Raw genomic sequence first — 20,302 nt, 5'->3', positions numbered from 1 at the left:
TTCCAGTCGATGGAAAAAATGCCGCTCGATTGAGCGGCATTTTTTTGCCTGCAACTCCCACAAGCCTGTACCCAGCCCCTTGTGGGAGCGAGCTTGCTCCGGGCGGCGATCCGACGATAGCGCCGGATCAGTCACATTAGGGTTGACTGACACACCGCAATCGCGAGCAGGCTCGCTCCCACAAGTGCAAGGGCTTATTCGCCGATGGCAGCCTTGTAGCCCGCGGCATCCAGCAGCTTGGCCAGGTCGGCCTGGGCGTTGGAAGGCTTGAGCTTGAAGATCCAGGCGCCATACGGATCGGAATTCAACAGCTCGGGCGAACCGCCCAGCTCTTCGTTGACCGCAATCACTTCGCCAGCAATAGGCGAATAGATATCGGAAGCCGCCTTGACCGACTCAACCACACCCGCTTGAGCGCCCGCTTCAAACACATTGCCCACTTCGGTCAGCTCGACGAATACCACATCACCCAAGGCTTCCTGCGCGTGGTCGCTGATGCCTACGGTGACGGTACCGTCAGCCTCCACTTTTGCCCACTCGTGGCTTTCGGCGAAACGCAGTTCGGCAGGGATATCGCTCATATTCTGTGTCCTCAAGAGAAATGTCAGCGGCAAGCCACCTGCCGCAAAAAAGTTAGATCAGGGTTTTGCCATGGCGCACGAAGGTCGGTCTGACCACTCGCACCGGGTACCACTTGCCACGAATTTCCACCTCGGCACGGTCAGCGGTCGCCATCGGAACGCGTGCCAGGGCAATCGACTTGCTAAGCGTAGGAGAAAAACTACCACTGGTGATCTCTCCTTCGCCAACATTGGCGATACGGACTACCTGATGGGCGCGCAGGACGCCGCGCTCCTCCAGCACCAGGCCGACCAGTTTGTGCTGCACACCGCCGGCCAGTTCAGCCTCCAGCGCACTGCGCCCGATGAACTGCCGGCTGGCCGGTTCCCAGGCGATGCTCCAGGCCATGTTCGAAGCCAGCGGCGAAACGTCCTGGTGGATGTCCTGGCCGTAGAGATTCATGCCCGCCTCCAGGCGCAACGTGTCGCGGGCGCCGAGGCCGATGGGAGAAATGCCGGCTCCCACCAGGTCGTTGAAGAAACTCGGGGCTTCGTGGGCGGGCAGGACGATCTCCAGGCCATCTTCGCCGGTATAGCCGGTACGGGCGATGAACCAATCGCCATCGGCACGCCCCTCGAAAGGCTTGAGCTGCTGGATCAACTGGCCGCGGGACTGGCTGACCAGTTCGGCGATCTTCTGCCGAGCCTGAGGGCCCTGGATCGCCAGCATCGCCAGCTCGGGGCGCTCGTGCAACTGCACGGCGTACTCGCCGATCTGCGCCTGCATCCAGGCCAGGTCCTGATCGCGGGTCGAGGCATTGAAGACCAGCCGATAGCCGTCGTCGACCCGGTAGATGATCATGTCATCGACGATGCCGCCGCGTTCATTGAGCATGGCGCTGTACAAGGCACGTCCAGTGTCTTGCAAGCGGTCGACATCGTTGGCCAGCAGGCGCTGCAGCCAGGCCTTGGCCTGGACACCGGTGACGTCGATCACGGTCATGTGGGATACATCGAACACACCACAGTCGCGTCGCACCTGATGGTGTTCCTCGACCTGCGAGCCATAATGCAGAGGCATATCCCAACCGCCAAAATCGACCATCTTCGCGCCGAGTGCGAGATGAAGGTCATACAGAGGCGTACGCAGTCCCATGGGTTTCTCCTTCCGGGCTTGGCGAAGGCGGGGCCGTCCGACAGACGGACCGCACCGAATGCCGCGCATTGTAGCCGCACGATGTAGGACTGGCACCTAAGTGTTTGGGTGCGCAGAACGTCTGATCAATCCGATGACCGGCAGCAATCCCACCAGGACCAGCGTCAACGCCGGTAGCGCGGCCCGGGCCCACTCCCCTTCGCTGGTCATTTCGAAGATTCTCACCGCCAGCGTGTCCCAGCCGAATGGACGCATCAGCAAAGTGGCGGGCATTTCCTTGAGCACATCGACAAACACCAGCAACGCCGCGCTCAACGTGCCGGGCAACAGCAACGGTAAATACACTTTGAAAAACAATCGCGGCCCACTGACCCCGAGGCTCCGTGCAGCCTCGGGCAGCGACGGGCGGATGCGCGCCAGGCTGCTTTCCAACGGACCGTAGGCCACGGCCATAAAGCGCACCAGATAGGTCAGCAGCAATGCCGACAGGCTGCCCAGCAACAACGGCTTGCCCGCACCGCCGAACAGGGTCGACAGCGGGATCACCAGCTCGCGGTCCAGGTAGCTGAACGCAAGCATGATCGACACCGCCAGTACCGAACCGGGCAAGGCATACCCCAGGTTCGCCAGGCCCACCGCGGCGCGGATCGGACGGGTCGGCGCCAGACGCCGGGCAAACGCCAGCAGCAGGGCGACACAAACCGTGATCAGCGCCGCCAGCCCTCCCAGGTACAGGGTGTGGACGATGAGCCCGGCATAACGTTCATCCAGATCGAAGCGACCGCGCTGCCAGAACCACACCATCAGTTGCAGCAGGGGAATGACAAACGCACAGGCGAACACCAGCAAGCACCAACCGCTGGCCGCCAACGCCTTGAGGCCGCGTAGCGGATACAGCGCCTTGGCCCGGGGACGTTCGTTGCTGGCGCGCTGGGCACCACGGGCTCGACGCTCGCCATAGAGCACCAGCATCACCGCCAGCAACAGCAGGCTGGCCAGTTGCGCAGCGCTGGAAAGGCTGAAGAAGCCGTACCAGGTCTTGTAGATGGCGGTGGTAAAGGTGTCGAAGTTGAATACCGATACCGCGCCGAAATCCGCCAGGGTTTCCATCAACGCCAACGCCACGCCGGCGCCAATCGCAGGCCGGGCCATCGGCAGGGCCACGCGCCAGAACGCCTGCCACGGCGATTGCCCGAGCACACGGGCCGCCTCCATCAACCCCTTGCCCTGGGCCAGGAACGCCGTGCGCGCCAACAGGTAGACGTAAGGATAAAAGACCAGGACCAGCACCAGGATCACCCCACCCGTGGACCGGACCCTGGGCAGGCGCAGGCCGCTGCCGAACCATTCACGCAGCAGAGTCTGTACGGGACCGGCGAAATCCAGCAGGCCGACGAAGACAAACGCCAACACGTAGGCCGGGATCGCAAACGGCAGCATCAACGCCCAGTCGAGCCAACGCCGACCCGGGAATTCACACAGGCTGGTGAGCCAGGCAAGGCTGACCCCCAGCAACGTCACGCCAACCCCCACGCCGAGGATCAGCGTGAGGGTATTGCCCAGCAGCCTGGGCATCTGCGTATCCCAAAGGTGGGACCAGATCTGTTGATCGACGCTTTGCCAGGACAGCAACAGGACGCTCAGGGGCAACAGGACCAATGCGGCGATGGTGAATACCAGCGGGTACCAGCGGCGTTGAACGGTGTGGCTCAAGGGGAATGCTCGTTCAAATGAATGTGCCCGCGCTTGGCGCAGGCACTTGTTTACGACTCAGAATAACCAGTCGCAGGAGCATTGTGGCGAGGGGATTTAGCGCCAGCCGGCGCGATCCATCAGGCGAATGGCCTCGGCCTGGCGCTTGCCGGCCACTTCCACCGGCAAGGTATCAGCCTTGAATGCGCCCCAGGCGGCCACTTCCTTGGACGGCGCCACGTTCGGGTTGGCCGGGAACTCCTGGTTGACGTCTGCGAAGATACTTTGCGCCTCAGGCGTGGTCATCCATTCCACCAGTTTTTTTGCAGCCTCCGGATGCGGGGCATATCGGGTCAGGCCAATGCCCGACAGGTTGATGTGCACGCCCCGATCCGCCTGGTTCGGCCAGAACAGCTTGACCTTCAGGTCCGGATTCTGCTGGTGCAGGCGACCATAGTAATAGGTGTTGACGATACCGACGTCGCATTGCCCGGCATTGATCGCCTCAAGCAGCGCGGTGTCGTCGGAGAACACGTCGGTGGACAGGTTCTTCACCCAACCCTGGAGGATTTGCTCGGCTTTCTGAGCACCGTGGGTTTCTATCAGGGTCGCGGTCAGGGACTGGTTATAGACCTTCTTGGACGTACGCAGGCACAAGCGGCCTTCCCATGCATCACCGGCCAGGGCTTCGTAGGTGCTCAGCTCGCCCGGCTTGACCCGGTCGGTCGAGTAGGCAATGGTCCGCGCCCGCAGGCTCAGGCCGGTCCAGGCATGGGACGATGCGCGGTATTGAGGCGGGATGTTGGCATCGATCACCGGCGAGGTGAATGGCTGGAGGATTCCCATCTGCTCAGCCTGCCAGAGGTTCCCGGCATCGACGGTGAGCAGCAGGTCGGCGGTGGCGTTTTCGCCTTCGGCCTTGATCCGCTGCATCAGCGGGGCTTCCTTGTCGGTGATGAACTTCACCGCTACGCCGGTCTTGCGGGTGTAGGCATCGAAGACCGGTTTGATCAGTTCATCGATACGTGAGGAATAGACCACAACCTCGTCGGCGGCCTGGGCGACCGTGGAGCCGATCAAGGTCAGGGCGAGGGCGGACAGCAGGCGCTTGGGTGCCAACATGGGAGCGGTCTCTCGGAACTGTGAAAGTGCGCAAATGATAAGGACTCACATTTGGCTTCTCAATCGAACAGTGGGTGGAGACATTTCCAAATGTTGCGATAAGGGTACGGCGTGGTAATCGGGGGGATCCCATCGCGAGCAGGCTCGCTCCCACAGGGCTCTCTGTCGGGCCACAGATTATGTGTTCGCTGAAGACCCACTGTGGGAGCGAGCCTGCTCGCGATGAGGCCATAAGCCCCCACCCCACATCTCAGGTCTTGGCCAGCTCCGGCAGATCCCCGATCAACCCCAGCGCCTCGCGCACGAACAGTGCCTTGGCTTCAGGCATGCGATCCACCAGCTTTAACCCGGTGTTGCGCAGCCAGCGCACCGGCAACGGATCGGCCTGGAACAATCGCTCGAACCCTTCCATCGCCGCCATCAGCGCCAGGTTATGCGGCATGCGGCGCCGCTCGTAGCGGCTCAACACCTTGACGCCCGCCAGACGTTCGCCCCGCCCGGCCGCCTGCAACAGCACTTCAGCCAGCACGGCGGCGTCGAGGAAACCCAGGTTCACGCCCTGCCCGGCCAACGGGTGGATGGTATGGGCCGCATCGCCGATCAGCGCCAGCCCTTCGGCCACGTAGCGCTTGGCGTGGCGCTGGCGCAGCGGCACGCACAGGCGCGGGTCGGCAGCCAGGACGCTGCCGAGCCGGCCTTCGAAAGCCCGCTCCAGCTCACCGCAGAATTCAACGTCTTCAAGCGCCATCAAGCGCTGTGCCTCGCTGGGGGTGGTGGACCAGACGATCGAGCACCAATCCTTTTGGCCATCGCGTTCCAACGGCAAGAACGCCAGCGGACCGTTGTCGGTGAAGCGCTGCCAGGCGGTCATTCGATGAGGCTGGGCGCTGCGCACGCTGGTGACGATGGCGTGGTGCAGGTAATCCCATTCACGGGTCGCGACGCCCGTCAGCCGGCGCACGGCGGAATTTGCCCCGTCGGCGGCGATCACCAGCGGTGCCCGCAACGTGCGGCCATCGGCCAGGGTCAACAGCCAGTCGTCGCCGGACCGACGCATCTGTTCCAGCCGCGCATTGGCCAACAGACCGAGGTCGCAGTCATGCAGACGGTCCAGCAAGGCATCCTGCACTACCCGATTCTCGACGATGTGCCCGAGCACATCGGCGTGCAGGCTGGCGGCCGAGAAGTGAATCTGCCCGGTGCCGCTGCCGTCCCAGACGTGCATGTCGGTGTAGGGGCTGGCGCGCCGGGCGGTGATGCCTTCCCACACGCCCAGACGTTCGAGAATCCGCTGGCTGGCGGCCGACAGCGCACTGACCCGCGGTTCGAACGCGGCCTGGGCATCGAACGGTTTGACGCTCATCCCGCCGCCGTCGAGCAGCAGCACTTGCAAGCCACTGTCCTGCAAGGCCAGCGCCAGGGCGCTGCCGACCATACCGGCGCCGACAATCAGCAGATCTGCACGCAATTCCATGCTTTAAGCCTGTTTTGCTGGCGGCTTCAGCCGCCCATGAAAAGAAAAACCAGCGCCTGATTCAAACATCCGGGCGCGTTCCCAGCCCCATGGCCTGGCGGGCGAACCAGCGCTTGGCCGGCGGCAGCAGGTCGAGGCCCAGCAGGCCGAGGTTGCGGCCCAGGGACACCAACGGCAGCTTGCTGCTGAACAGCCTGGTGACCTGATCGGAGAAGCCCACGGTCAGGGTCTGGTCCAGCCGCTGGCGCTCGCGATAGGCTTGCAGCACGGCGAAATCCCCCGGCTCGCTGTCGCTGTCGAGCAAGGCGTCGGCTAACGCCTGGGCGTCGCGCAGGGACAGGTTGAAGCCTTGCCCGGCGATCGGATGCAGGCTGTGGGCGGCGTTGCCGAGGATTGCCAGGTGGGGACGAACCTGCTCTTCAGCCTCTACCAGCGCCAACGGATACAGATGCCGCACGCCCACTTGCTTCAGCGTACCCAGGCGATAGCCGAACACGCCCTGCAATTCACTGAGGAAACTTCGCTCGTCGAGGGCCGCCAACCGTTGCGCGTCCATGCCCTGGCGGGTCCAGACCAGGGCACAGCGATTTTCCGGCAGCGGCAGGAAGGCCATCGGGCCGTCATCGGTGAAGCGTTCGAAAGCCATGCCGTTGTGAGCTTCGCTGGGCGTGACATTGGCGATCAAAGCGCTCTGGTCGTACGGTCGATTGCGCACGCCGACGCCCAGTTGCTCGCGCAGGCCGGAGCGGCCTCCATCCGCCAGCACGGCAAGTTCGCATTCGAGGGTAGTTTCGTCGTCCAGGGTCAGGCGATACCCGCCGACCAGCGGCTCCATCCGTGTAACCTGGGCCGGACAGCGCCAACTGACCACCTCTTTGTCCAGGCCCTGCCACAGGCACTGGCCGAGCCAGGCGTTTTCCACGACGTAGCCCAGCGCCGGAACGCCCTCTTCCATGGCCGACAGGCGTGCCGTGGAAAACCGCCCGCGATCGGACACATGAATCTGCTTGATCGGTTCGGCGCGTCGGGAAATCTGTTGCCAGATACCCAGGCGCTGATAGATCTGCCGGGCGCCGTAGGACAGCGCCGAGGATCGCGCATCGTAGCTCGGTTGCCAGGTATCGCCAGGGGCAAAGGGCTCGATCAGCATGATCTTCCAGCCGCGAGCCTTGGCGCCGGCTTGCAGGGCTAAAGCCAGGCTCGCGCCGACCAGGCCACCGCCGATGATCGCCAGGTTGACCCGACTCATGCCGCGTCCGTCCGCGCAGCGGCCATCAGGGCCTCGATTTCGGCGACCGTCTTGGGCACGCCTCGGGTCAGGATTTCACAACCGGTTCGGGTCACTACTACGTCATCCTCGATGCGCACGCCAATGCCGCGCCATTTTTTTGCGACGCTGCGGTTGTTCGGGCTGATGTAGATGCCCGGCTCGACCGTCAGCGTCATGCCGACTTCCAATACCCGCCACTCGCCACCGACCCGGTATTCACCGACGTCATGTACGTCCATGCCCAGCCAGTGCCCGGCGCGGTGCATGTAGAACGCCCGGTAGGCTTCGCTGGCGATCAATTCATCCACCTCGCCTTCGAGCAGCCCCAGGCGCACCAACCCTTCGGTGATGACCCGGACCGTCGCCTCATGGGCCTGGTTCCAGTGCTTGTTGGGCGCAATCTCGGTGAACGCCGCTTCCTGCGCCGCCAGCACCACTTCGTAGATCGCCTTCTGTTCCGGCGAAAACCGGCCGTTGACCGGCCAGGTGCGGGTGATATCACTGGCGTAGCAATCGATCTCGCACCCGGCGTCGATCAGGACCAGGTCACCGTCCTTGAGCGGCGCGTCGTTCTGCTGATAGTGCAGGATGCAACTGTTGCGCCCCGCCGCGACGATCGAACCATAGGCCGGCATCTTCGCCCCGCCCTTGCGAAACTCATAGTCGAGCTCGGCTTCCAGGCTGAACTCATACAGCCCCGGCCGTGCCGCCTGCATCGCCCGGACATGAGCCTGGGCGGAAATCCGCGCCGCTTCACGCATCACTTTCAATTCTGCCGCAGACTTATACAGGCGCATGTCGTGGAGCAGGTGATCCAGGGCAACGAATTCGTTCGGCGGCTGGGCGCCGAGGTTGGCCTTGGAGCGGATCACGTTGATCCATTCCATGAGGTGCCGGTCGAATTCGGGGTTGCTGCCCATGGCCGAATACACCCGGTCGCGGCCTTCGATCAGGCCCGGCAGGATGTCGTCGATATCGGTGATGGGGAACGCGTCGTCGGCGCCGTAGTCACGGACCGCGCCTTCCTGGCCGGCGCGCAGGCCATCCCACAACTCGCGCTCGGCATTGCGCTCGCGACAGAACAGGATGTACTCGCCATGGGCCCGGCCGGGCATCAGCACGATGACCGCCTGTGGCTCGGGAAAGCCGCTCAGGTACTGGAAGTCGCTGTCCTGGCGATAGACGTGCTCGACATCGCGGTTGCGGATCGCAACGGCGGCGGCGGGCAGGATTGCGATGCTGTTGGGCTCCATCTGCGCCATCAAGGCCTTGCGGCGACGGCTGTATTCCGATTTCGGGATATGAATCATGGGCAGACGGTGATCCCTTTCTAGCGATCAGTGCAAGGACGGCTTGGCGGCCGGTTCCGCGGTTTTCCTGGTCTCGGTGAACAGCAGCAACGGCGCGACCCGCAGGTACTCCATCACTTCCATGTAGTCACTCTCGCCATCATCGGATTCTTCCAGGGCGTCCTGGACCTGGGAGATCGCAGCCAGATCCTGCAACACTTCCTTGGCTTCTTCACTCAGCGCGTATTCGCGGCGGGTCAGGCCGAAGCCGGCGAGGAAGCCCTGGCACCATTGGCCCAGCGCAGCGGCACGTTCGGCCAGCGGCGCATCGTCGGTGGGCAGCAGCAAGACGACGGTCATGTCATCGCTGGTCAACTCGCCCTTGACCATTTCCTGCAGGCCGATCAGCGCGTTACGGACGTTGTCCGCCGGCTCGCCTTCCAGCAGCTCGGCAGCGTCGGCCAGCCAGCCGTCGGCATCGAAGCCGGCGCCGGCGCAGCTGCGCCCCAGCAACAGGCCGTGCAGTTCGGCGGGCGAGACAGGATGGCCGCTGGTGCTCAGCAGGGTGGCGAATGCTTGATACGGGGAGTTCTGAATGGGCATGGGCAGCTAGGCGCCAGACGGCGCTATGTCTAGAATGGAGGCCTTGTATCCTACATCGACAGACTCGCCAAGACTATCAGAGGCTGTGCGACCCTCATTCCCCATCAGACACAATCTTCAGTGGACACAATGGAAGACAACGACCTGCAAGCGCTGATGGCCAGACTCGAATTGTTAATTGACCGGGTCGAGCAACTTAAAAGCCAGAACGGACTCTTATTAGCTCAGGAAAAAACCTGGCGCGAGGAACGCGCGCACCTCATTGAAAAAAACGAAATCGCCCGGCGTAAGGTCGAATCGATGATTTCGCGCCTCAAGGCCCTGGAGCAAGACTCATGAGTTCAAGCAATAGCGTTACCGTGCAGATCCTCGACAAAGAGTATTCGATCATCTGCCCCCAGGAAGAGCGCAGCAACCTGGTGAGCGCCGCCCGTTACCTGGACGGCAAGATGCGCGAGATCCGCAGCAGCGGCAAAGTCATCGGCGCCGACCGCATCGCCGTAATGGCTGCCTTGAACATCACCCACGACCTGCTGCATCGCCAGGATACGCCGGACCTGCAAGTCAGCGGCTCGACCCGCGAACAGGTGCGCGACCTGCTCGAACGCGTGGATCTGGTGCTCGCCACTGATCCGGACGTCAGCAAGGGCTGATTCGCGAGGCTGCCTGGGGTATACTTGCGTCACTCCCTGGGGTGCTTGCCAGTTGGTGATGTCCCTGAGCCGATACGCACAACCACGGGGGTTGCACGTTGGGGCCGGTGTGCATGTCCGCTTGACGGAAAGCCTTAACGCCTCCTGCAACTTCCACCTTGAACTTTCGGGTTCAAGGGCTAAGCCGACAGCGGTTCATCCGGGGAGCCTGATCCCAGGCAATGCCAGTCCATACGGACTGGCATTGTCGTTTCTGGCGCAGGCATTCCTGAGCGCGCCGGTTTGCGGTTACGCTGTGGTGCATCGCCACAGCGTGAAGCCTCGATATGACCGATTCTGCGCCACTGTCCCGCCCGCAACTTCGCCGCCTGCTGCGCCAGGCTCGTCGCGCCCTGACGCCCGCGCAGCAGAAGCAGGCGGCCCACGGTCTCTATCGGCAACTGGCCCAGCATCCGCTGTTTCGTCGTGCGCGGCACATCGCCCTGTACCTGCCCAACGATGGCGAGATTGATCCGCGCCTGTTGCTGCGCGCCGCCCAGCGCCGGGGCAAGGCTACTTATCTGCCGGTGCTAAGCCCCTGGCCGCAGACCAAGATGGTTTTCCAACGCATCCGCCCCGGCGAAAAGCTGCGCCCCAATCGGTTTCGCATCCTCGAACCCCAGATGAATATCGCCCGCCAACGCAAGGTCTGGGCACTGGACCTGGTGTTGCTGCCGCTGGTGGGATTTGACGATGCGGGAGGCCGCCTGGGCATGGGCGGCGGTTTCTACGACCGCAGCCTGGCGTACCTGGCGCGACGCGGGCAGTGGCGCAAGCCGACGCTGCTGGGGCTGGCCCATGAATGCCAGAAGGTCGAGCGGTTGACGCAGGCAAGCTGGGATGTGCCGCTACAGGGAACGGTCAGTGACAGGCGATGGTATATCGCAGGGTAGACAGACGCCGCAGATATCAGCGGCGCCTGGAGCAAAGGTTCAGCGTTTAAGCGACGGCGCAGGCTGGGTAATATCCATGGGCGCCTCAGTCTTGCTGGCCCACAGGCTTTGGGCGTAACCCGTGGTCACGACACCCAGGCCGAACAGAATGACCAGAATCCACAACAAATCCGGTTTGCGTTTCATCGATTGCCCCCCTCAAGGCATATCACACACGATGACAGCAGCGGTTTTCTTATTGGCCGTGCAGCAGCGTCAAGCTTGGAAGGCCGGCATTTTGCGGCAACCTGAGAATACACGCAAACTCTGGCGTCAACCGACTGTCGGTTTGTCATAAAATCGCTGAACTATTTTAACCACACCGCCCAGGAGTAGAAATCATGGCCTACTGGCTGATGAAATCCGAGCCCGACGAACTGTCCATCCAAGGCCTGGAAAAACTCGGCCAGGCACGCTGGGACGGGGTTCGCAACTACCAGGCACGCAACTTCCTGCGGGACATGGCAGTCGGCGACTCATTTTTTTTCTACCACTCCAGTTGCCCCGAGCCGGGCATTGCCGGGATCGGGCAGATCGTTCGTACGGCCTACCCTGACCCGACGGCACTGGAGCCCGACAGCCACTACTTCGACCCGAAGGCCAGTGCGGAGAAAAACCCCTGGACCGCGATCGATGTCGCCCATGTCGAAACCTTTCCCCGCGTACTGAAACTCGACTACCTCAAACAGCAAACCGCTCTGGCTGAAATGCCGCTGGTGCAGAAAGGCTCCCGGCTGTCGGTGATGCCGGTGACGGCCGAGCAGTGGGCGGCGGTGATTGCGTTGCGACCTTGAGCGGTATCCGGACTGATAAACCGCTATCGCGAGCAAGCTCGCTCCCACAGGGGTCTGATAGACACATGATCTGCACCCACCTCGGATACTGTGGGAGCGAGCCTGCTCGCGATAGGCCAGCCCGAACAACACAAAACTCACTGAATAATCAGGTTATTGAACAACAGATCATCCACCATCGGCTTGCCGGTCTCGTCGTTCATCACCTGCTGGGTCTGCTTCAACGCTTCCTGACGCAGCTTTTCCTTGGCTTCCAGGTTGTTCATCGTTTCGCTGGTCTGCTGCGAGAACAATGCCACCAACTGGTTGCGAATCAGCGGCTCGTTGGCCTTCACCGCCGCAGCGGCGGCGTCGCCGGTCACGCGCAGGGCCACGTCGGCCTTGTAGACTTTCAGCTTCGCCGTGCCGTCCAGGCCATAATTGCCCACGAACGGCGGGCTGAGAGTGATGTAGCTGACTTTCGGCGCCTCGCCTTCTTTGGCTTCCTTGGCCTCTTCAGCCATCACTGCCATTGGCAGCGACAGGGCCAGCATCAACATGATCCACGCTTTCACATTCGACTCCTCATCCGGTTTGCGGCCCAGCATACCGCCCCACCGTTCAAGCACAAGCTTATGGCCGGCTATCAGGGCGGGGCATGCTCGTTGACCCGTTGACTCTCACACCTACACTTATCGGCCATCACTCCCAAAGGAATAGCCCTGATGAAAGCCGTGCTGTGCAAAGAATTCGGTCCTGCCGAATCGCTGGTGCTGGAAGAGGTCGCCAGCCCTGTCGCGAAAAAGAACGAAGTGCTGCTGGACGTGCATGCCGCCGGGGTGAACTTCCCTGACACCCTGATAATCGAGGGCAAATATCAGTTCAAGCCACCCTTCCCGTTTTCCCCGGGCGGCGAGGCGGCGGGAGTGGTCAGCGAAGTCGGTGAAAAGATCAGCCATCTGAAAGTCGGCGACCGGGTCATGGCATTGACCGGCTGGGGCAGTTTTGCCGAGCAGGTGGCGGTACCCGGCTACAACGTGCTGCCGATCCCGCCGTCCATGGATTTCGATACCGCCGCGGCATTCAGCATGACCTATGGCACCTCGATGCACGCGCTCAAGCAGCGGGCCAATCTACAGCCCGGCGAAACGCTGTTGGTACTCGGCGCCTCCGGTGGGGTCGGGCTGGCCGCGGTGGAGATCGGCAAGGCCATGGGCGCTCGGGTGATCGCCGCCGCCAGCAGCGCGAAAAAGCTCGCGGTCGCCAAGACAGCCGGGGCCGACGAATTGATCAACTACAGCGAAACCAGCCTCAAGGACGAAATCAAGCGCCTCACCGACGGCCAGGGCGCCGACGTGATCTACGACCCGGTCGGCGGCGACCTGTTCGACCAGGCCATTCGTGCCATCGCCTGGAACGGCCGGCTGCTGGTGGTCGGTTTTGCCAGTGGGCGCATCCCGGAGCTGCCGGTCAACCTCGCCCTGCTCAAGGGTGCCGCGGTGATGGGCGTGTTCTGGGGCTCCTTCGCCCAGCGCCAGCCCCAAGACAACGCGGCGAATTTCCAGCAGCTGTTCGGCTGGTTCAGCGAGGGTAAGCTCAAGCCGCTGGTCTCACAGGTTTACCCATTGGAACATGCCGCCCAGGCGATCAATGACTTGGGTCAGCGCAAGGCCGTGGGGAAAGTTGTCGTGCAGGTGCGCTGAAAGATCACGGCGGTCCGGGCATCCTGCGTCGGGCCGCCATTGGTCAGTAACAACCATTCGTCATCCCCTTCCTATAGCCTTCTCCTCCCACCTGTAGAAGCCCGCAAGACGGACGTTTTCCTACATTGCTTTCACCAGCGTCCGAAAGAAATGTTCGCTTAAGAACATCCACCGGCAAAAATTCCGCTGTTTAAGCGATGAGAAGCAATGCTATTTTCGGTAACGAAACTGTAACATTCGCATCCGCAGTCATAACAAGAATCTGGAGCCCTTGAATGTTTGCCTTCTTTCGTCCTGCCGCACATCAGGCGTCATTGCCTGAAGAAAAAATAGACAGCACCTACCGACGCCTGCGCTGGCAGATCTTCGCCGGGATTTTCATTGGCTATGCCGGGTATTACTTGCTGCGCAAGAACTTTTCCCTGGCGATGCCCTATCTGATCGACGAAGGCTACAGCCGTGGCCAACTGGGCCTGGCCATGTCGGCCATCGCCATCGCCTACGGGCTTTCGAAATTCCTGATGGGCCTGGTGTCCGACCGCTCCAACCCGCGGTATTTCCTGCCATTCGGGCTGTTGGTGTCGGCAGGCGTGATGTTCATTTTCGGTTTCGCGCCCTGGGCGACGTCCAGCGTAACGATGATGTTCATCCTGTTGTTCATCAACGGCTGGGCCCAAGGCATGGGTTGGCCGCCCAGTGGCCGGACCATGGTGCACTGGTGGTCGCAAAAGGAGCGCGGCGGCGTGGTGTCGGTTTGGAACGTGGCGCACAACGTCGGCGGCGGCCTGATCGGCCCGCTGTTCCTGCTGGGGATGGGCTGGTTCAATGATTGGCATGCGGCGTTTTATGTACCCGCTGCCGTAGCGCTCGCCGTCGCGGTGTTTGCCTTCGTGACCATGCGCGACACGCCGCAATCGGTAGGCCTGCCGCCGATCGAGAAGTACAAGAACGACTACCCGGAAGGCTACGACGCCAGCCACGAGAACGAATTCAGCGCCAAGGAAATCTTCGTCAAGTACGTGCTGCGCAACAAAATGCTCTGGTACATCGCCATGGCCAACGTGTTCGTCTACCTGCTGCGCTACGGCGTGCTGGACTGGGCACCCACCTACCTCAAGGAAGCCAAGGGTTTCACCGTGGACAAGAGCTCCTGGGCTTATTTCTTCTATGAGTGGGCAGGCATTCCCGGCACGCTGCTGTGCGGCTGGATGTCGGACAAGATCTTTCGCGGCAACCGTGGCCTGACCGGCATGGTGTTCATGGCCCTGGTGACCGTGGCGACGCTGGTTTACTGGCTGAACCCGGCGGGCAATCCGACCGTCGACATGATCGCCCTGGTGTCGATCGGTTTCCTGATCTACGGCCCGGTCATGCTGATCGGTTTGCAGGCCCTGGAGCTGGCACCGAAGAAAGCCGCCGGCACCGCTGCCGGTTTTACCGGTCTGTTTGGTTACCTGGGCGGCTCGGTCGCGGCGAGTGCCGCCATGGGCTACACCGTCGACCACTTTGGCTGGAACGGTGGATTTGTCCTGCTGATCGGTGCCTGCCTGCTGGCAATGGCTTTCCTTGCGCCAACCTTGTGGCACAAGCAAGTCGCCAGTCAGAGCCGCGAAGCGGTGGCCTGATCCTGCGCTGATTTGCAGCGCTTGAGCCGCGCCTCCAGATTCCGGTCTGGCATGGCGTGGCTGCGCAGGGCCTGGATCGTCTGCTCGACATAATCGCGAGTGGTGCCAAACCGTCCGCAAGCGCTTTCGAACACCTGGCTCAGCACATGGTCCGGCAGATTGCCGGCATAGCTGGGCAGGTGCCGTTCCAGCACAAACCCCAAGGCTTGCACCCGGCTACCATCCTCGAGGCGGCAACTGAGCCAGTGGGGACGGTAGGACGGAACCGGCATCTCGCGCTGCCACAAGGCAAACAACGAGTCTTCGAGGTTTTCTTCCGGCAACCGGTAGGCAAAACCGCTGCACGAACCGCCCCGATCCAGCCCGAACACCAGCCCCGGCATTTCCGGAGTGCCGCGATGCTCATGGGACCACAGGTACAAACCCCGATGATAGCCATGGACCCGGCCGCGTACCCGTTCCACCGCCGTGCATTCGGGCCGCCAGATCAATGAGCCGTATGCGAACAGCCAGACCGGCCCACCTTGGTGCAGGTTCATGGTCGATTGCATCGAGGCGAACAATTGTTCACGGGTCAGCCGTGGCCCCATGTCGAGGCGTGGAGGATAGAGGGTACAGGTAATGGCGGATTCGATAGCGGTCATGGCCGGTAGCGTTTGGCTCGCGATTCGGAATGGCTTGGTGCGTCAGGCTGCTGACGTTCGGCAGGAACAAGGCAAGTTAAATGCCATGGCGCGCCTATATACGTTATCGGCATTCAGGCCCGAGCCTAAATACCGATACGAAATATACGGGGTTATAAAACATCGTGGCGAGGGAGCTTGCTCCCGCTTGGGTGCGAAGCGCCCATTAAAAATCCTGGGGCCGCTTCGCAGCCCAGCGGGAGCAAGCTCCCTCGCCACAAACGGCGCGCCCCGGGTTCAGTGGTTCACGCCCGTGGAGCGTAGGCAAACACGTCGGCGCGCATCTGGTGGGCATCCATCCCGGCTTCTACCAGCGCATCGAGGGTGCCGTAGATCATCGCAGGCGAACCGCTGGCGTAGACGTGCACACCCGAAAGGTCGCGGAGGTCCTCGCATACGGCTTCGTGGAGCATTCCGCAACGACCTTCCCAGCCACACAAATCGCTGACGACTTTGTGCAGGTACAGGTTTGGCAGCTTGCGCCATTCATCCCAATGCTCGATCTCATAGAAATCCTCCGGCCGCCGCACGCCCCAGTACAAGTGCACCGGGTACTTGAAGCCGTGGGCCCGACAATGCTCGATCAGGCTGTGCATCTGCGCCATCCCGGTCCCGGCGGCGATCAGCACCAGCGGGCCATCAGGCAGCTCGGACAAGTGAGTGTCGCCGAACGGCATTTCGACACGCACTGTGGGGTTGCGCCGCAACTGCTCCAACAGCGTCTGTGCACTGCTTTCGCGTGCCAGGACATGCAACTCGAGCTCACGTCCGGAATGTGGGGCCGAGGCCAGGGAGAACGCCGATTTCTCGCCGTTTTCCCGCTCGATCATCAGGTACTGCCCCGCGTGATAGCGCGGCGGCTTGCCCGCCGGCGCACGCAGGCGCACTCGCCAGACGTCACCGCCCATGTCGGCAACCTCGACGACCTGGCACGCCAACTTGCGCACCGGCAGCTCGCCCGGCGCCAGCACACCATCCCACAGCACCACGCAGTCCTCCAGGGGTTCGGCGATGCAGGTGAAAATCTCACCGTGATCGCGCACCTCGCCAGCCTGCTCGACGCGGCCCTCCACCAGCAACGCCCCACAGACGTGGCAGTTGCCGTTGCGGCAGCTTTGCGGGCATTCGTAGCCCAGGCGCCGCGCGCCATCGAGAATCCGCTCGGCGGGCCTTATCTCCAGCACCGCCCCGGAAGGCTGCAAGGTCACACGCATCAATCTATTCCTAACTGATTCCAGATGGCATCGATCCGTTGGGTAACGGCTTCATCCTTGACGATAACCCGCCCCCATTCACGGGTGGTTTCACCAGGCCACTTATGCGTGGCGTCGAGCCCCATCTTCGACCCCAGGCCAGAAACCGGCGAGGCAAAGTCCAGGTAGTCGATCGGCGTGTTGTCGATCATCACCGTGTCGCGCTTGGGGTCCATGCGCGTGGTGATGGCCCAGATCACGTCGTTCCAGTCCCGTGCGTTGATATCGTCGTCAGTGACGATAACGAACTTGGTATACATGAACTGTCGCAAAAACGACCAGACCCCCAGCATCACCCGCTTGGCGTGCCCCGGATACGACTTCTTCATGGTCACCACGGCCATGCGATACGAACAGCCTTCGGGCGGCAGGTAGAAATCGGTGATTTCCGGAAACTGCTTTTGCAGGATCGGCACGAACACTTCATTCAGCGCCACGCCGAGAATCGCCGGCTCATCCGGCGGACGGCCGGTATAGGTGCTGTGGTAGATCGGCTTGATGCGATGGGTGATGCGTTCGACGGTGAACACCGGGAAGCTGTCGACTTCATTGTAGTAACCGGTGTGGTCGCCATAGGGACCTTCATCGGCCATTTCGCCGGGATGGATCACGCCTTCGAGGATGATCTCGGCGGTGGCCGGCACCTGCAGGTCGTTACCCCGGCACTTCACCAGTTCCGTGCGGTTGCCGCGCAACAGGCCGGCAAAGGCGTATTCGGAGAGGCTGTCGGGCACCGGCGTGACGGCGCCGAGAATGGTTGCCGGGTCCGCGCCCAGGGCCACCGACACCGGGAAGGGCTGGCCGGGATGCTTTTCGCACCACTCGCGATAGTCCAATGCCCCGCCCCGGTGGCTCAGCCAGCGCATGATGACCTTGTTGCGGCCAATGACCTGCTGGCGATAGATACCCAGGTTCTGGCGATCCTTGTTCGGGCCTTTGGTGACGGTCAGGCCCCAGGTGATCAACGGCCCCACGTCGCCCGGCCAGCAAGTCTGCACGGGAAGCATCGCCAGGTCGACGTCGTCGCCCTCGATCACCACTTCCTGGCAGATCGCATCCTTGACGACTTTCGGCGCCATGGAAATGATCTTGCGGAATATCGGCAGCTTGGACCAGGCATCCTTCAGGCCTTTGGGCGGTTCGGGCTCCTTGAGAAACGCCAGCAGCTTGCCAATCTCGCGCAGCTCGCTGACCGAGTCGGCGCCCATGCCCAGCGCCACGCGTTCCGGTGTACCGAACAGGTTGCCCAGCACCGGGATGTCGTAGCCCGTAGGGTTTTCGAACAACAGCGCCGGCCCCTTGGCCCGAAGCGTGCGGTCGCAGACTTCCGTCATTTCCAACACTGGAGAGACAGGTACCTGGATGCGTTTCAACTCGCCGCGCTGCTCAAGCTGCTGCACGAAATCCCGAAGATCCTTGAATTTCATTGAGATGCCACCCCGAAAATAGGCGTACATCCTACCTGCTCCAGCGTGTAAACAGCAGCCTGTGCGTGCACGGCCTTGATCAATTGTCGGTTGTGCCCAGCAACACCGGAGCGAACAGCGGACTCAGCCGCGCACTGCCTGCGTCGGAAAGATGATCCTCGTCCTTGTACTGGGTATGGCCATTGAAATCCAAGCTGCAAACCCCACCGGCACACATCAGGGGCGTCGGATCGATGACGTGCACGCCGGGGTCGGCAGCGCTCATCGAGTCGAATAAAGTGCCGAGAAAGCGCTGGCGTGCCAGATGCTCCTGAAGTGGACGCCCCAATCCTTCGGCCGAACGCCCGATCCGCGCCAGGCTCGTCAGTCTGCTGATTGCAGCTTTGCGCTGCAAAGGTACTTCCTTGAACAACCAGACCTGGGCGCCCGCCTCCCTGATCGCCTTGACCCGTGCCTTGAGCGCAGCGGCCATTCGCGCTTCGGCCTCGATGGTACTGTCATGGGCATTGAGCAAGATCTTACGATCGCCGTCTTCACGACCGTAGACATACAGGCTCCAGTTTGACGCCAGCACCACATCCTTGATCTGCAGCCGGCGAATCTGCTCCATGGTGTGCTCGTTGAAATCCCGGCAGCGCTGTCGCAGGTCATCACTGATGACCGGCGGACAGCCGCTCATGCTGTACAGCCATACCGGCCGGCCTTCTCGCGTCGCGTTGCCTTCGATTGCCGGCAACAGCGCCGCCGCGTGACTGTCGCCCCAGAGCAATCGGGTCGCCGTAGCGTCTTTGTTTGCACCCAGCAGACACGCTCTGTCCTGGATCTGGTCTGAGTTCAGCAGCAGGCATTTCATCTGCCCGGCCCGCCAATCCCTGGCCTGGGCATACTCCAGCGCCTTACCGCTCAGGCGCTGGGGAAAACCATCGCTCGAACGCACCACCGAGCCCGTCACGGCCAGGACCGCCATGGCCAGCAAGCCCCCCACCAACACCGGCCTGCGCCCGGCCAGCAGGCGCTTGTCCCGGAACGGCAGCTCGACGAAGCGCCAGCTCAACCAGGCCAGGCCCAGCGCCAGCAGTATCCAGCCCGCAGCTTCCGCATGCTGGATACCGTCGACGGATATGGCGTTGGCATACACGAAGACCGGCCAGTGCCACAGATAAAAAGAATAGGAAAGCAGGCCGACCCAGACCATCGCCCTGGTACTCAGTGCCTGGGCGACCCAGGATGGACCCTGGGCACCCGACCAGATGAGCGCGGTGGCGCCGAGCACGGGCAGCAAGGCGGCCCATCCCGGAAACGTCGTGGTCTTGTCGAAGCTGAAAATCGCAATCAGGACAGCGGCCAACCCCGCTACGCCGACACTCTGAAAGAGCCAGGGCTTCACGGCGTGCCTTGGCGCCGGCAGGACAGCAAGCATTGCCCCGCACAACAGCTCCCAGGCGCGGGTGGGCAATGAGAAGAAAGCGACGTCGGGCTTGCGCTCGATAAAGGCAATATTCAACCCGAAGGAAACCAGCAGCACGGCCAGCAGCATCCAGCGCCAATGACGAAGATGGCGCATCAACAAAACCATCAGCAGCGGGAAGAAAATGTAGTACTGCTCTTCCACAGCCAGGGACCAGGTGTGGAGCAGCGGCTTGAGGTCCGACGCCGGCTCGAAATAGCCATCCTCGCGCATGAACAGGATGTTGGAAATGAACAGCGACTGATAGCGCACCGTCCTGCCCAGTTCCGAAAGGTCCTTGGCCGTCAGCAGCAACCAGCCGAGGATCAGCGTCGCCAGCATCATCACGCTCAGGGCCGGGATGATGCGACGCGCCCGGCGCGCCCAGAAGTCAACGAAGCTGAAGCGTTGCGCGCCGATCTCGCGGAACAGGATACTGGTGATCAGGAATCCCGAGATGACGAAAAAGACATCGACCCCAACGAAGCCGCCGCTGAACGAGCTGAAGCCAAAGTGGAACAACACCACCGGAATAACGGCCAGCGCTCTCAAACCGTCGATATCACGGCGATTGCCGAACGTATGCATAACACTCCCTGTT

General features: G+C 62.1%; 20 protein-coding genes and 1 other RNA gene. 7 read left to right on the top strand and 14 right to left on the bottom strand.

Annotation, left to right across the window (positions count from 1 at the left end):
* Positions 1-194: 194 nt before the first annotated feature.
* The 8 genes from gcvH to ACLEJR_RS05630 all read right to left on the bottom strand — a co-directional run bounded on the left by gcvH (position 195) and on the right by ACLEJR_RS05630 (position 9,166).
* Positions 195-581, bottom strand: coding sequence for a glycine cleavage system protein GcvH (gene gcvH, locus ACLEJR_RS05665; protein ID WP_440795982.1), 387 nt, complete (start codon positions 579-581; stop codon positions 195-197).
* A 52-nt stretch (positions 582-633) separates the two neighbouring features.
* Positions 634-1,716, bottom strand: a complete 1,083-nt coding sequence (gene gcvT, locus ACLEJR_RS05660; RefSeq protein ID WP_440812655.1) for a glycine cleavage system aminomethyltransferase GcvT — start codon at positions 1,714-1,716, stop codon at positions 634-636.
* A 96-nt stretch (positions 1,717-1,812) separates the two neighbouring features.
* Positions 1,813-3,429 (bottom strand): ABC transporter permease, encoded by a 1,617-nt coding sequence (locus ACLEJR_RS05655; RefSeq protein ID WP_440812652.1) that lies wholly within the window; start codon positions 3,427-3,429, stop codon positions 1,813-1,815.
* A 96-nt stretch (positions 3,430-3,525) separates the two neighbouring features.
* Positions 3,526-4,530: an extracellular solute-binding protein gene (locus ACLEJR_RS05650; protein WP_440795988.1), complete on the bottom strand. Its 1,005-nt coding sequence runs from the start codon at positions 4,528-4,530 to the stop codon at positions 3,526-3,528.
* A gap of 250 nt (positions 4,531-4,780) precedes the next feature.
* Positions 4,781-5,998 (bottom strand): 2-octaprenyl-3-methyl-6-methoxy-1,4-benzoquinol hydroxylase, encoded by a 1,218-nt coding sequence (locus ACLEJR_RS05645; protein WP_440812808.1) that lies wholly within the window; start codon positions 5,996-5,998, stop codon positions 4,781-4,783.
* A gap of 67 nt (positions 5,999-6,065) precedes the next feature.
* On the bottom strand, positions 6,066-7,253 hold the full coding sequence (ubiH, locus tag ACLEJR_RS05640) for a 2-octaprenyl-6-methoxyphenyl hydroxylase (RefSeq protein WP_440812649.1): 1,188 nt from the start codon (positions 7,251-7,253) through the stop codon (positions 6,066-6,068).
* Positions 7,250-8,584, bottom strand: coding sequence for a Xaa-Pro aminopeptidase (pepP, locus tag ACLEJR_RS05635; RefSeq protein WP_440795992.1), 1,335 nt, complete (start codon positions 8,582-8,584; stop codon positions 7,250-7,252). Before pepP ends, ubiH begins: the two co-directional genes overlap by 4 nt.
* Positions 8,585-8,611: 27 nt before the next feature.
* Complete coding sequence (locus ACLEJR_RS05630) at positions 8,612-9,166, bottom strand: YecA/YgfB family protein (protein ID WP_440812648.1); 555 nt, start codon at positions 9,164-9,166, stop codon at positions 8,612-8,614.
* A gap of 129 nt (positions 9,167-9,295) precedes the next feature.
* Between ACLEJR_RS05630 and ACLEJR_RS05625 the strand changes: the two genes are divergently transcribed.
* From ACLEJR_RS05625 to ACLEJR_RS05610, 4 genes are all read left to right on the top strand, one after another.
* Positions 9,296-9,505: a TIGR02449 family protein gene (locus tag ACLEJR_RS05625; protein WP_025216048.1), complete on the top strand. Its 210-nt coding sequence runs from the start codon at positions 9,296-9,298 to the stop codon at positions 9,503-9,505.
* Positions 9,502-9,819: a cell division protein ZapA gene (locus tag ACLEJR_RS05620; RefSeq protein ID WP_030138126.1), complete on the top strand. Its 318-nt coding sequence runs from the start codon at positions 9,502-9,504 to the stop codon at positions 9,817-9,819. The genes ACLEJR_RS05625 and ACLEJR_RS05620 overlap by 4 nt, the downstream gene beginning before the upstream one ends.
* Before the next feature lie 30 nt (positions 9,820-9,849).
* Positions 9,850-10,029, top strand: a non-coding RNA gene (ssrS, locus tag ACLEJR_RS05615) — 6S RNA.
* A gap of 116 nt (positions 10,030-10,145) precedes the next feature.
* Entirely contained in the window at positions 10,146-10,751 is a 606-nt protein-coding gene (locus ACLEJR_RS05610) for a 5-formyltetrahydrofolate cyclo-ligase (RefSeq protein WP_440812646.1), read from the top strand.
* 39 nt (positions 10,752-10,790) lie between these two features.
* Here the strand turns inward: ACLEJR_RS05610 and ACLEJR_RS05605 are convergent, their stop codons facing one another.
* On the bottom strand, positions 10,791-10,937 hold the full coding sequence (locus ACLEJR_RS05605) for a hypothetical protein (protein ID WP_092179885.1): 147 nt from the start codon (positions 10,935-10,937) through the stop codon (positions 10,791-10,793).
* Positions 10,938-11,131: 194 nt separating this feature from the next.
* Between ACLEJR_RS05605 and ACLEJR_RS05600 the strand changes: the two genes are divergently transcribed.
* Entirely contained in the window at positions 11,132-11,584 is a 453-nt protein-coding gene (locus ACLEJR_RS05600) for an EVE domain-containing protein (protein WP_440812644.1), read from the top strand.
* 137 nt (positions 11,585-11,721) lie between these two features.
* On the opposite strand, the gene ACLEJR_RS05595 is transcribed toward ACLEJR_RS05600, so the two are convergent.
* Positions 11,722-12,138 carry a flagellar basal body-associated protein FliL gene (locus ACLEJR_RS05595; RefSeq protein WP_440796001.1) on the bottom strand — a complete coding sequence of 139 codons (417 nt, stop codon included), beginning with the start codon at positions 12,136-12,138 and terminating at the stop codon, positions 11,722-11,724.
* Between the two features lie 150 nt (positions 12,139-12,288).
* Between ACLEJR_RS05595 and ACLEJR_RS05590 the strand changes: the two genes are divergently transcribed.
* Together ACLEJR_RS05590 and glpT are read left to right on the top strand one after the other, a co-directional pair.
* Positions 12,289-13,266: an NADPH:quinone oxidoreductase family protein gene (locus tag ACLEJR_RS05590; protein WP_440812641.1), complete on the top strand. Its 978-nt coding sequence runs from the start codon at positions 12,289-12,291 to the stop codon at positions 13,264-13,266.
* 275 nt (positions 13,267-13,541) lie between these two features.
* Positions 13,542-14,891, top strand: coding sequence for a glycerol-3-phosphate transporter (gene glpT / locus ACLEJR_RS05585; RefSeq protein WP_440812639.1), 1,350 nt, complete (start codon positions 13,542-13,544; stop codon positions 14,889-14,891).
* Here the strand turns inward: glpT and ACLEJR_RS05580 are convergent.
* The 4 genes from ACLEJR_RS05580 to ACLEJR_RS05565 all read right to left on the bottom strand — a co-directional run bounded on the left by ACLEJR_RS05580 (position 14,867) and on the right by ACLEJR_RS05565 (position 20,289).
* The gene (locus ACLEJR_RS05580) at positions 14,867-15,535 is read right to left on the bottom strand and encodes a gamma-glutamylcyclotransferase (RefSeq protein ID WP_440812638.1); all 669 of its coding nucleotides are present in this window, start codon (positions 15,533-15,535) and stop codon (positions 14,867-14,869) included. The genes glpT and ACLEJR_RS05580 overlap by 25 nt on opposite strands.
* A 284-nt stretch (positions 15,536-15,819) precedes the next feature.
* Positions 15,820-16,788 (bottom strand): CDP-6-deoxy-delta-3,4-glucoseen reductase, encoded by a 969-nt coding sequence (locus ACLEJR_RS05575; RefSeq protein ID WP_440812636.1) that lies wholly within the window; start codon positions 16,786-16,788, stop codon positions 15,820-15,822.
* Complete coding sequence (ubiD, locus tag ACLEJR_RS05570; protein ID WP_440796011.1) at positions 16,788-18,254, bottom strand: 4-hydroxy-3-polyprenylbenzoate decarboxylase; 1,467 nt, start codon at positions 18,252-18,254, stop codon at positions 16,788-16,790. Before ubiD ends, ACLEJR_RS05575 begins: the two co-directional genes overlap by 1 nt.
* Before the next feature lie 79 nt (positions 18,255-18,333).
* Positions 18,334-20,289: an acyltransferase family protein gene (locus ACLEJR_RS05565; RefSeq protein WP_440812634.1), complete on the bottom strand. Its 1,956-nt coding sequence runs from the start codon at positions 20,287-20,289 to the stop codon at positions 18,334-18,336.
* Between the last annotated feature and the right edge of the window lie 13 nt (positions 20,290-20,302).

The sequence above is a fragment of the Pseudomonas sp. SMN5 genome, assembly GCF_052041925.1.
Taxonomy (GTDB): Bacteria; Pseudomonadota; Gammaproteobacteria; order Pseudomonadales; family Pseudomonadaceae; genus Aquipseudomonas.
The sequence above is the reverse complement of the archived record's forward strand: the minus strand, read 5'-3'. Positions and strand labels throughout refer to the sequence as shown.